Here is a 12,114-nt window from a genome sequence, read left to right as displayed (position 1 = left end):
TACCTTGGGATAAATTGGATAAAGAATATATAAAAAAGCCAAGAAAATGGGATGCTACCAAGATAAGCAGCTTTATGATATGGTTTGGACCTATAAGTTCGATCTTTGATATCACCACATATACTTTAATGTTCTTTTTAGTAGGTCCGAAAATAATCGGTAACTCTTATTTTTTATTACCAGAAACTTTAAAACCTCAATTTGTATCGCTATTTCAAACTGGCTGGTTTGTAGAAAGTTTATGGACACAAACTATGATTGTACACATGCTTAGAACAGAAAAAATACCTTTTATTCAAAGTATTGCTTCATGGCCGCTTATGCTTTTCACATCGCTCGGAGTTACACTAGGAACAATTATTCCGTTTACATCAGTCGGAGAGAGTCTTGGTTTTGTACCTTTACCAGGAATATATTTCTTAATTTTGCTATTTACTCTTCTGGCGTATTTGATAGTTGCACAATTCGTTAAAGAAAGATTTATAAAAAAATTCGGAAGTCTGCTATGATCTTTAGGAAGAACAGAATTTAATAAGTTTATTTGTGTTAATACTCACTTTATCAATTCTTTTATTCGCCAAACCTACCATCATCTCTTGTCCATCCAAGTTTATGAATGTTATTTTCAAGCCACCCTATTTTTATCTCTTCATTTCTGTCGAATTCAGGTACATACGGCTTTATGTCTAAAACTGGTGTCTCATCCAAAATATCCACATTTTGAATGTAAAGTACATTCTTTTCAATTTTTAATAATCTAACCGTTGATATACCTATCGGATTGGGTCTACTTGGACTACGTGTTGCAAATACACCATGATAATTTTCATCCATGAAAGGTTTTACTGTTAGTTTATAAGGTTTTGATAAGTGAAAATGATACAATAATATGATATGAGAAAATCCTTCTAAATCTTTTAATCCTTCTTCATATTCTGGGAAAATTTCTACAGTTGCACTAATACCTGCAACCGCAGAGGGTTGTATCGGGGTTCCTACTGGATCTTTGAAGGGAGAATGCAGTATTCCAATTGGCTTATAGGCAATTTCTCTCATTAAGTTTTCACTCCTAGATTATTTTATCAGTGATTTTTGTAAACTTTAATTTCTATTTATGTGGGTAAACCCAAAGTATTTCCTTTAATGCATAAGATTATGCGAGGGTTTTCACCCATATAATCAACTCAACTTCAATTATGTTTAAAATTTTTTATTTTTTAGTAAGAAAGTATTTAAGCAAAAAAATAATCTAAAATAATTCACTGGTAATTTCATCTATGTTTACGGCTATAAAATAACCAATAACAGAACCCACAAATACATCCATAGGCCAATGTTCTCCAAAATATACTCGTGAAAGAGAGACGGTTGTTGGAATTAAATATATCCATCTACTATACTCTTCAGCATAAGGAGTATACAAAGCCCAAGATAAGGCAGCATGCCCAGAAGGAAACGAAGCGTAGGCTGAACCTTCACTAAGTGGACCAAGAAGTTTGAATGAGAAAGGATCGTTTCCTCTATTCGGTCTTTCTCTACCTACTAAAATTTTTGTCAACAAAGTTATTCCTCCGCTGATCACTGAAGAAAGAAAGGCGTCTTGAGATACTTCAATTAATTTTTCATTACCTGTATAATAACCAACTCCACAAGTTATCAAAGGTGGTATTGTAAGAAAGCAGTAATCGTAGTCTATAAAAATATGCGAAAATGTAATCATCAAAGAAGTATCCTTTTCTTGGAATGATTTGTTTTTTAAATATTCTAAACTCATCATGTAACTTGAAATATTTTTGTTTTCAATATCGTTTGCTAGAAAGATTTCAGAAATAAAGAAAAATATAAGAAATATAAAAAGAAACTTTCTTTCCATTTGTCCATTCACCACCTTCAAAAAACATGAAGAAACTTGCTTTACACACATTTTCTATATAAAAATGTTAAATTAGGCTTAATATATTTTATTATATCATAGAATATTTTAAAAAACTCTCCTAACAAAGATGTCTCGATTTTGCAAGAACATTCTTCGATGCCTATGATGAATATGGAATAAATGGTCATGTGAGACCAAATGGCAATCAACCAAATAATTAATTAACGATTATATTTTAAAAAAATCAATAGCAAATATATCTCTTACCCTCTACTCCTTGCTAAACTATGAATTTCTTCAATTTTTTCGGTCAGTAAAGGAAAGGACTCCATCCTAGTAAACTTTTAAAAATTCAAAATCTTGTTTTTAAGAAATTCCATTTCAATAGTACTTATCAAGCAGACTATTGAAGCAGTCTAAAAATTTTTGGTTTTCTTCTTTAGTACCCACAGTAACTCTAATTTTGTTTTCAAATACACCTGTATATTTTCTGACAATTATCTTATTTTCTAGAAAAAAGTTATAGGCTTTTTCGGCTGTTAATCCTTTTTTTTTACTCAAATCTATAAGCAAAAAATTAGAATCACTCTTCAAGGCATATCCAACTAATTTTTTGCTTAGAGCATTTCTTTCTTCTATAATATAGTCTATAGTTTTTAAAACATCTTCATAATTTTCTATTATCGTTTCTACCATTTTCTCAGATAAAATATTGAAACTGTATGGTGATTTAATTTTCATGATTTGGTTTACTATTTCTTGGTTAGCTATCAAGATTCCTGCTCTTATACCCGCAAGGCCAAAAGCTTTTGAAAAAGTTCGAAGTATTATTAAGTTTGGATATTTTTCTAAGTATTTTATCATGCTTTTTTTTGAAAAATCTGCATAAGCTTCATCTATAACTACAGGAAATCCTTTTTCTAGGATCTTTATTATTTCGTCCTCTGGTTGAATATTACCTGTAGGATTGTTGGGGGAGCAGATAAAGATGAGCCTTGCCTTTTCGTTAATTTTTTGGTCTAAATTTCTTATTTCAAAGTTTTGATCCAAAGGAACTTCTTTGACCTTCAAATTGTGAAGTGTTGAATAAAACTCATACATTTCAAAAGTTGGTGGACAAACAATTACTTCTTCTCCATCAAAAATCTTTACCAAATAAGAGATTAATTCATCACTTCCGTTTCCTACAACTATGTTGTTCTTGTTTAAATTTAATTTATATGATTTGAAGTAATCGTTTAAGAATTCTGCTATTTTTTGGCGAATAGTCTCAGAAGTTAATTCAGGATATCTATTTAAACTTGTTTGATTAATCTTATTGTAAAAAATTTGCTTTATCTCATAAGAAACATCAAAAGGATTTTCATTTTTGCTAAGATCTATCAAATCATTTGACAATTTTGCTGAAGATGGATTATATTCAGGAAAACTGTTTAAAATTTTATTGAATCTCATTATTTTTTATTCCTCCTCTTTGTGCCTTTTTTTGAGTTCTTGTACAATTTCTCCAAATTCAATATTTTCAAAGCAAAGTAAAACAAGCAAATGGTAAATCAAATCGGCTGTCTCGTATATAATCCTTTCTCTATTTGGTGCAACTAAGACTTCTACTGCTTCTTCTCCAAATTTTTTGTATATTTTTTCTTTTCCTTCTTTAAATAGGTAACTTGTGTAAGATTCTTCTTTTGGATTGTTTTTTCTGTCTTTAATTGTTTCTTTTAACTCATTTAGAAAGTCAAGGGAATAGTCAACAGTAGATTCTGGAAGTTGCTCTATTTCTTCGATTTTCCTAAAACAGCTTTTAGTACCTAGATGGCAAGCAGCTCCTATTTGTTCAACTTTAATTAGCAAGGTGTCATTATCACAATCTATATAAGTTTCTTTGACTTTTTGATAGTTTCCACTTGTTTCTCCTTTCATCCTAATCCTATTTTTACTTCTAGAATAGTAATGGACTAAATTGGTCTCTAAAGTTTTATTTAAAGCTTCTTTATTCATATATCCTAATGTCAGAACAGTACCGTCTAAATCTTGAATTATTACTGGCACTAATCCATTATTTTTACTCCAATCAATTTTCTCAATAATTTCATTATATTCTAACATTAATCCCCATCTCCTTTAGCTGCTTTTTTAGTGTCAGAGGTGTATAAACACCAAAATGAAAAATAGAAGCCGCAAGAGCACCATCAGCCCCAATTTGAAAAACATCATAGAAATCTTTAACACTTCCTGCTCCACCTGACGCAACGACCGGAATTTTAACATTATCTACTATACTTTTAATTAACTCCAAATCATACCCTTTCCTTATGCCATCTGTGTCAATAGAAGTTACAAGTAATTCCCCTGCGCCCAAATTTTCGCATCTTTTCGCCCATTCTTTTGCCTCTAAACCAGTCTTTTTTTTGCCTCCATTCGTGTAAACAAAATATTTATTAGAAGTACTATCCTTTTTTGCATCTATTGCTATCACAATCTTTGAACTACCAACAATTTGTGATGCTTCTCTTATTAAATTAGGATTTTCGACTGCGGCAGTATTTATGAAAACTTTATCTGCACCACTTTCTGTTATCTCTACTATATCTTTTACTGTAGCTAGACCTCCGCCTACAGTAAAAGGAACAGAAATCTCTTTGGATACCTTTTCAACTAAGTCCTTGATTATCTTTCTTTTTTCATTTGAGGCTGTTATATCTAAAAGTACAATTTCATCTATTCCTTCTTTTTCGTATTTTTTTGCTAACTCTACTGGATCCCCTATTTCTTTAACGTTGTCAAATTTTACCCCTTTTGAAACTTTTCTATCTTTTATATCAAGAGCGGCTATAATTCTCTTTGGGCTCATTTTTCTCTCCCTTCAAATCTTCTAATTTTATTTTTCCTTCGTACAATGCTTTACCTATTATTACGCCATCGAACCCCATTATTTCTACTCTCTTTATATCTTCTTTGCTTGCAACGCCACCAGCATATATCACTTCTTCATCATTCCAAAATTTAGTGAGATATGATGATATTCCTTCTAAAGTACCGTCTTTAGTGGTGTCTGTGTATATAAACCTTTTGGAATATTGTTTAAACACATTAAAGGCTTCTTTAAAATTTTTATTAGAATTTTCAAGCCAGCCTTTAGTTTTCAATTTTCCTTTTTCTACATCTAAACTTATAGTTATGTTGCTAAAATCTTCTGAAACTTTTCTTAAAAACTCAAGATCAAAAGCAGCTGTACCAATAATCACATAAGTTACACCTATTTTATATGCTTTTTCTACACTTTCGTAAGTTCTAAATCCACCCCCAAGTTCAACCTTCAAACCAGTTTCTTTTATTATCTCCTCCACTACTTCAAGATTTTGTGGAGATCCTTCAAAAGCTCCATCCAGATCTACTATATGGATGAGATCAACAAATTGGGAGAGTTTCTTTGCAATCATTACTGGGTCTCCGTATTCTTTGACAAACTTTTTGTCCCCTTTATATAGTCTTACAGCCTTTTTATTCATTAGATCTATCGCAGGTATTTTTTTGATTATTTTCGTTCGCCTCCTTTTTTTAGTCTGGGGGAAGGGCTTCACCCTTATAACCTGAATAAAATCAAAATTTTGCTTTTTAAAAATGTTTTATTTCTATACAGATGCTAAAAACTGGTTTTTTATGATTATACCCTATATATCTTATTTGTGCTTTCTATTCTTTCACTTTTTTCTAAAGCTTGTTTTAAGGCCGAACCTAGAGCTTTAAAACAAGCCTCGATTATATGGTGAGCATTTTCTCCATTTATTTGTTTTACATGTATTGTAGCTGACAGGGTTCTTGATAAAGCCAAAATGAATTCTTTGAAGTTTCCTAACTCAAAACCTTCTTCTTGGTTTTTAATATTTAATTCAATGTTAGCGAAAGCTCTTGAAACATCAACAGCCACAAGGATAAGTGCATCATCCATGGGTAAAATAGAAGTTCCAAACCTTTTAATTTTTGTGTCTTTTATCTCTTCTTTCAAAAAATCTCCTATGGTTATTCCAACATCTTCCCAAAGGTGATGTTTTAAGTCATATCTTGCCTTAATATCAACACTTTTTTCCATATAGTAAAAAAGTGTTTTTAAAAGATGGTTAAGAACCTGATCACCTGTTTCAATATTCATTTCTTTTGAAGTGTTTATTTTGATATATGTCTCATTAGTTTTTCTTATCATTTTCTCACCTCCATAGACTTTTTATGTTGCAACATTCCTTCTATCTCAGCCATTCGAATGCCTAAATATCTTTCCTTTAAGAACTCTTCTTTTGCAACCTTTGCAACAGTCATATACTTTACAAAATCATTGAGGTTTAGAACAGAAGAAAACCTAGAAGCTTTTCCGGTTGGTAAAACGTGATTTACCCCTAAAAAATAATCTGCAGCAGGAACAGGAGTGTATTCTCCCAAGTAAACCGCACCCGCGTTTCGAATTAAAGATAGGATCAATTCAGGTTCTTTTGTTAATATTTCTAAATGTTCAGGTGCAATTTCATTTGCTTTGTCTGCACACTTAAATAAATCATCATAAAGATATCTCTCAATACCTTCTTTTTCACAGAAATCGTATATTTGTTTAGAAGTTGTTACCAAAAACGCCTTTGATTCAGCTCCGTGTTCTAATTGGGAAAGAAGATCATTTAATACGTAATCTTTGTTTGCTGTTTCATCAGCAATTACACAAACTTCAGACGGACCGGCTAAGCTGTCTATTCCTACATCACCAAATACTTGTCTTTTTGCCTCGTTTACATATTGATTGCCTGGCCCAAAAATTTTATCTACCTTTTTCATTCCAATTCCATACGCCATAGCAGCTATAGCTTGGATACCTCCTACCTTGTAGATTTCTTTTATTCCTAATTCTTTTGCTATGTATATTATGTATGGATTAATTTTTCCTTCCTTAGGCGATGATGTTATTATTATATCCTTTACTCCAGCAATTTGAGCAGGCACAGCAACCATTAACAAACTAGAGGGCAGAGGTTTCCCGCCTGGCACATAAATACCTATTCTATCTATTGGGACTTTTATTAATCCATAAATAGATCCATATTCATTCTTATACATTACGTCTTCTGTTTTTTGCTTTGAGTGATAATCCTGCAATCTTTTTATGATTTGTTTTATAACAATTTTATCGCTTTGTGGAATATTTGATTCTACATCCCATTCTTCTTCACTCAAAAATATTTCACCTTGGTAATTATCGAACTTTTGAGAGTATTTTTTTACTGCATCAAGACCATTAATCTTTATATCTACTAATATTTCTGAAACATACCTTTGTAAATTCAATATAATTCCCCCTCAGTTTTTTGATTTGGGTTGTCTTATTTTATTTTCCGAATTTTCGTTATTAAGTTATTTACAAAATCAAACTTGGTTTTTTGAGTAATTCTGTTTACCAATAAAACTGCAGAAATATCCATTATTTTATATACTTCTTCAAGATCGTTAGCTCTTAAAGTATTCCCTGTATCTACAATGTCTACAATTGCATCAGCGATACCTACCTTTGCGGCTAACTCTACCGCACCATTTAATTTTAAGATCTTTACTTTTATTCCCTTTTCCAAAAAAAAGTCTTGTGTAATCTCAGGATATTTTGTAGCTATCTTAAAACCTTCCATTTTTTCAGGAGAGATTTTTTTCCCCTTCGGTACAATTAAGCTCATCCTACACTTGCCAAACGGAAGATCTACCGGTACATATACCTCATTCTTTCTCTCTAAGACTATATCACTTCCGCATATTCCTAAATCAACCCCGTTTTCAACATAAACTGGTACATCAAAAACGCGGGGAAAATAGAAAGTGTAACTATCTAGAGAAGAAATAAGTTCTCTGCTATCAGGCTCTTTTACCTTTATCCCAACATCTTCTAAAAAGGCCTTTGTATCCTTTAGTAATCTTCCAGAAGGCAATGCAATAGATATTCTCATCTACCTCTTCATCTCCTTTATAACATCTAAATTAAAGGCTAATCCACAAGCGTATTTATTGTTAATTCTGTATTGTCCACCATTACCCAAAAGATGACCGTTATCTGGTGCATAAACCTCAAAAACAATATCTTCATAATAATCCATATATTTTATTGTTCCTAGGTCTATATATATCCTGTTGTCATTTATAGCTTTAACAAGGGAGTTTAATCTATCTATATTTGATTCTTTGCCTCTAAAATTAAACAGTTCACTTATTTCATTTTTTATTTCCTGATCTATATCTAAACCTTCAATTAACCCAAAATTATGTACTTCTATAGCTTTTATTATGTCTTGTTTGTAGTTCGTTACCTTATTTAATACATTTTGCCATACTTTTATAGAACTGACGTCAATGAAGAAACTATGTATCTCTAAATCGGTAAGAATTTCAATAGCTAACCGTATGATTTCTTCTTCCGCTTTTAATCTTTCACCATCTAATATTTCATAACCTAATTGCCACGTGCTATTAAGATTTTCATCAAGAACTTCTGAAACATAATAAATTTTTTGTTTTTCTTCTACTTTATCCATTTCTATCAACCAAGAAGTAACGTCCGGCTTTAATAAATAAAAGTTTTTCCCATCAGAAAATTTCATTCCTTTTTTTAGATTTTCAGAATACTGTGCTACAGATGGTGGAAAGAGTTCATAACATCCGTTTTCAATGAGAACTTTTCTCATTTTATTTACAATATAAGACAGGTTTTTTGATTCAGCAAAGATATCTTTTTTCATTTTAATCTCCCTTCTCCTTGTTATATATTCCTTCTGTAAAATTTTATAAATTTTTTTACAAAAAACAAAAAACCGGTCACGGTATTAATCGTGACCGGCTAATTCAAGCCTTGTATGAAGTTAACTAAAAACAACAACATACACGGCATGTATTAACTCGGCCACGCCATGTATGATGATGCATATTTATGTTGGATATACTATTAACAATTAGTAAAATAACTGGAGCTCGTGATAACAAAATACTTCCTCCATAAAATACTCAATTTTTCTAATTATATACCATTAAAATTCTTTTGTCAATATTAAATTTCATAACTTTGCAAAGTAGTAGGCATATTAAGTGTATCTAAGACCTTTTCAAGAAGAATTCCTTCCCTTTTTGGATAATTATATCCATAACTAGCCTTTAAAGCCATAATAACAAATTGAGTTGCCCTATCAATTGCTATTGACAAGCTATCTCCGTTCAAAAGACTTCCCACAATTACGCTAGTAAATGCATCCCCTGTTCCTGGATACAATGCTCTTATATGTCTGTTAGTAACTTTCCAATATCGATTATCATAACTGTTGTACGCTATAACGCCTGTCCTTGTGGCATCTTTTTCTGGCACGCTAGTTATAATTACCATTTTCGGACCAATTTTTGAGAGCGTTTTAAGCCATTTTTTTAATGTATCCACACTTATATCTTCTCTGTAATGCTCACCTAAAAGAAAGCATGCCTCTGTAAAATTAGGTGTAATCACTTCAGATTTGCTAACCAACTTTCTCATTTGGTTTACTAAATCTGTAGTAATTGTAGGATAAAGAACTCCATCGTCTCCCATTACAGGATCGACAACTACCAATGATTCGTTCTTTTTTGAAAAATAATCAATAAAATCTGAAACTATATCTATTTGTTTTTCAGAACCCAAAAAGCCACTATAAATTGCATCAAATGACAACTCTAATTTCTTCCAATGGTTTATATATTCTTCCATATAATCCGTTAAATCTAAAAAGGTATAATTTTCAAAACCTCCTGTATGTGTCGATAATATAGCTGTTGGAACTGGACACACTTGTATCTTCATTGAAGATAAAATAGGAATAACAACATTTAAAGAAGCTTTTCCAAAACCGGACAGATCATGAATAGCGGCAACTCTTTTAATAGGCTTTTCTTTCAAATAAAGTCCTCCTCTTTATTAGCTTTTCAAAAATTTGATAAGTTACAGAATTCTTTAGCTATCTCAGCTCCAACTTTGGCATTATTTAATACTAGAGCAATGTTGGCTTTCAAACTTTCACCTTTACTTAACTCTTTTATCCTTGATAAAAGAAAAGGCGTTAACTCTTTTCCTTTTATACCCATTTTTTCTGAATCTTGTATGGCTTTATTTATTATTGAATTTATCTCTTCTTCATTCATAGCAAACTCTTCAGGAATAGGATTGGTAATTAGTACTCCGCCCTGAAGTCCTAAATCCCATTTTGTTTTCATAATACGAGCCGCCTCTTCTGCTGTATCTACTTTATGTGGTACTTTTATTCCGCTTTTTCTTGAATAAAAAGAAGGAAGCTCATCAGTTTGATAACCAATTAAAGGTACACCAAATGTTTCAAGATACTCAACAGTAAGTGATAAGTCAAGTATCGCCTTTGGACCTGCACAAACAACAGCAACATTGGTTTTTGCTAATTCTTGTAAATCGGCAGAAACGTCAAAGGTTTGTTGAGCATATTTATGTACTCCTCCTATACCTCCTGTAACAAAAACTCTTATTCCAGCTAGGTTAGCCGCTATAATTGTTCCTGCAACTGTTGTAGCCGCATTTAACTTTTTAGCTATTATTACAGGTATATCCATCCTACTAGCTTTTGATATATTTTTATCTGTACCCATAAATTCAAGTTCTTCTTCGCTTAAACCAACCTTTATTATCCCATTAATTATAGCTATGGTAGCAGGTATTGCACCTTTGTCTCTTATGGTTTCTTCCAATTTTTTTGCAACTTCCACATTTTGGGGATAAGGCATTCCATGCGAAATGATGGTTGACTCCAAAGCTACGACTGGTTTATTTTTTTTTATTGCTTTTGCTACCTCTTCTTTTATGTCTAAGTATTTGAGATTCAATTTTAAACCTCCCGTTTATTATCTTTAAAAATCCTAAAAGCTTACTTTTAAAGATGGTGAGGGCTGCGCCCTGGAACCACTTTAAATCCAAAATCTTATTTTTAGAAAATCTTTATCTCTAAAATTTCTACAACCTAAAATCTAGATTTTGAAGATGAGGAGGGCTCCGCCGCGGATCCACTTTAAATTCAAAACCTTATTTTTTAAAAATCATTCATCTCTAACGAGCATAATTATATTTACATCTTAATCATCAAATGTTGCTTTTTATTCAGAAACTCTTAGCGTAAGATGATTGAACATATTACTCCGTCTATAATCTCTACAATTTATCCATTTTTATCAGTTTCTTTTAAAATTTTATATAACTCATCAGACACCGTTTTATAACTTTTCATTGTAATCTGAGAAGCTTTTATTCCATATTCAATTGATTGATTCGTGGTTAAATCATTGTATAAACCATAGATAAACCCTGCTGTGAAGGCATCTCCAGCCCCATTGGTATCAACTATTTCTTCTGGATTCATTTCTTCCACTGGAAAAAACATCAAATCGTATAGATTTTTTGTTAGATTTTTTGTAAAAATGTAAATGCCCTGTGCGCCGTTGGTTATTACTATATTTGTAACGTTTGGAATTTTTCCGTGTATGCCTTTTATTATGTCTTCTTTATTGGAAAACTCAAGATTTTTACCTATCAACGAATTTAATTCCATAAAATTTAAGGTCAAATAGTCAATATTTTTGTTTACCTGAAGTAATTTCTTAACTTTAGCAATAGAAACGGCATTAATGACTACCTTAGTATTCTCATTTTCAACTAGTTTAAGCACGTATTTAATCACATCTACACTTAAATTAGTGTCAAGAAATATTATCTTGGAATTCAATAATATATCTTTTTTCTCCTCAACAAAAATTGTATCCACTTCTTCTATTATATTCATGTCAGAAATAGAAACATACATATCTCTGTTTTCATTTAAAATTGCCAAATAAACTCCTGTCTGAAAGTGGTTAGAGATTTTAATATTCTCAGTTTCTATCTTTAAACTTTTCAACTCATTTAAAATAATTTCTCCAAAACTATCATTTCCAACTGCCCCAATTAAATTGACCGGAACATTCAATTTGACCAAGTTATGAGCAACGTTTCTGGCCACGCCACCAGAAGAATAAAAGACCTCACCTGGATTAGAGGTTTGAAGTTCTAGTTTTTCAAAAGGTGATCCTTTTATGTCTAAGTTTATCCCACCAATAGCAGAGACTTTTGAATCCACTTTTACATTCCCCTTTTACATGTTACTGCTCTTGTTTATATTATATAATATCTTTTTAAAATTAAAAAA

At 31.5% G+C, this 12,114-nt stretch carries 14 protein-coding genes; 1 reads left to right on the top strand and 13 read right to left on the bottom strand.

The window, feature by feature from the left end; genetic code table 11:
• Positions 1-509 (top strand): cation transporting ATPase C-terminal domain-containing protein (locus tag PKN74_RS01525; protein WP_472307885.1); only part of this gene is annotated, 509 nt, incomplete at its 5' end.
• A gap of 61 nt (positions 510-570) precedes the next feature.
• Here the strand turns inward: PKN74_RS01525 and tsaA are convergent.
• The 13 genes from tsaA to PKN74_RS01460 form a co-directional block, all read right to left on the bottom strand.
• On the bottom strand, positions 571-1,056 hold the full coding sequence (gene tsaA / locus PKN74_RS01520) for a tRNA (N6-threonylcarbamoyladenosine(37)-N6)-methyltransferase TrmO (RefSeq protein ID WP_472307883.1): 486 nt from the start codon (positions 1,054-1,056) through the stop codon (positions 571-573).
• A gap of 193 nt (positions 1,057-1,249) precedes the next feature.
• Positions 1,250-1,873, bottom strand: coding sequence for a phosphatase PAP2 family protein (locus tag PKN74_RS01515; protein WP_472307881.1), 624 nt, complete (start codon positions 1,871-1,873; stop codon positions 1,250-1,252).
• Between the two features lie 384 nt (positions 1,874-2,257).
• Positions 2,258-3,331: a histidinol-phosphate transaminase gene (gene hisC / locus PKN74_RS01510; RefSeq protein WP_472307879.1), complete on the bottom strand. Its 1,074-nt coding sequence runs from the start codon at positions 3,329-3,331 to the stop codon at positions 2,258-2,260.
• Positions 3,332-3,337: 6 nt separating this feature from the next.
• On the bottom strand, positions 3,338-3,982 hold the full coding sequence (gene hisIE, locus PKN74_RS01505) for a bifunctional phosphoribosyl-AMP cyclohydrolase/phosphoribosyl-ATP diphosphatase HisIE (protein WP_472307877.1): 645 nt from the start codon (positions 3,980-3,982) through the stop codon (positions 3,338-3,340).
• Complete coding sequence (hisF, locus tag PKN74_RS01500; RefSeq protein ID WP_472307875.1) at positions 3,969-4,727, bottom strand: imidazole glycerol phosphate synthase subunit HisF; 759 nt, start codon at positions 4,725-4,727, stop codon at positions 3,969-3,971. Before hisF ends, hisIE begins: the two co-directional genes overlap by 14 nt.
• The gene (gene hisA / locus PKN74_RS01495; RefSeq protein ID WP_472307891.1) at positions 4,696-5,412 is read right to left on the bottom strand and encodes a 1-(5-phosphoribosyl)-5-((5-phosphoribosylamino)methylideneamino)imidazole-4-carboxamide isomerase; all 717 of its coding nucleotides are present in this window, start codon (positions 5,410-5,412) and stop codon (positions 4,696-4,698) included. The genes hisF and hisA overlap by 32 nt, the downstream gene beginning before the upstream one ends.
• 128 nt (positions 5,413-5,540) lie before the next feature.
• Positions 5,541-6,077, bottom strand: a complete 537-nt coding sequence (hisB, locus tag PKN74_RS01490) for an imidazoleglycerol-phosphate dehydratase HisB (RefSeq protein ID WP_472307873.1) — start codon at positions 6,075-6,077, stop codon at positions 5,541-5,543.
• Positions 6,074-7,201: a histidinol dehydrogenase gene (hisD, locus tag PKN74_RS01485; protein ID WP_472307871.1), complete on the bottom strand. Its 1,128-nt coding sequence runs from the start codon at positions 7,199-7,201 to the stop codon at positions 6,074-6,076. Before hisD ends, hisB begins: the two co-directional genes overlap by 4 nt.
• Before the next feature lie 35 nt (positions 7,202-7,236).
• Complete coding sequence (gene hisG / locus PKN74_RS01480; RefSeq protein WP_472307889.1) at positions 7,237-7,842, bottom strand: ATP phosphoribosyltransferase; 606 nt, start codon at positions 7,840-7,842, stop codon at positions 7,237-7,239.
• A gap of 6 nt (positions 7,843-7,848) precedes the next feature.
• Positions 7,849-8,634 carry an ATP phosphoribosyltransferase regulatory subunit gene (locus PKN74_RS01475; RefSeq protein ID WP_472307869.1) on the bottom strand — a complete coding sequence of 262 codons (786 nt, stop codon included), beginning with the start codon at positions 8,632-8,634 and terminating at the stop codon, positions 7,849-7,851.
• Between the two features lie 305 nt (positions 8,635-8,939).
• Positions 8,940-9,812 carry a pyridoxamine kinase gene (locus PKN74_RS01470; RefSeq protein WP_472307867.1) on the bottom strand — a complete coding sequence of 291 codons (873 nt, stop codon included), beginning with the start codon at positions 9,810-9,812 and terminating at the stop codon, positions 8,940-8,942.
• A 26-nt stretch (positions 9,813-9,838) separates the two neighbouring features.
• On the bottom strand, positions 9,839-10,762 hold the full coding sequence (locus PKN74_RS01465; RefSeq protein ID WP_472307865.1) for a pseudouridine-5'-phosphate glycosidase: 924 nt from the start codon (positions 10,760-10,762) through the stop codon (positions 9,839-9,841).
• A 329-nt stretch (positions 10,763-11,091) separates the two neighbouring features.
• Positions 11,092-12,045, bottom strand: coding sequence for a carbohydrate kinase family protein (locus tag PKN74_RS01460; protein WP_472307863.1), 954 nt, complete (start codon positions 12,043-12,045; stop codon positions 11,092-11,094).
• Between the last annotated feature and the right edge of the window lie 69 nt (positions 12,046-12,114).

It is taken from the genome of Defluviitoga sp., from assembly GCF_035349255.1.
In the GTDB taxonomy this organism is placed as follows: domain Bacteria; phylum Thermotogota; class Thermotogae; order Petrotogales; family Petrotogaceae; genus Defluviitoga.
This window is presented reverse-complemented; position numbering and strand designations above follow the sequence as displayed.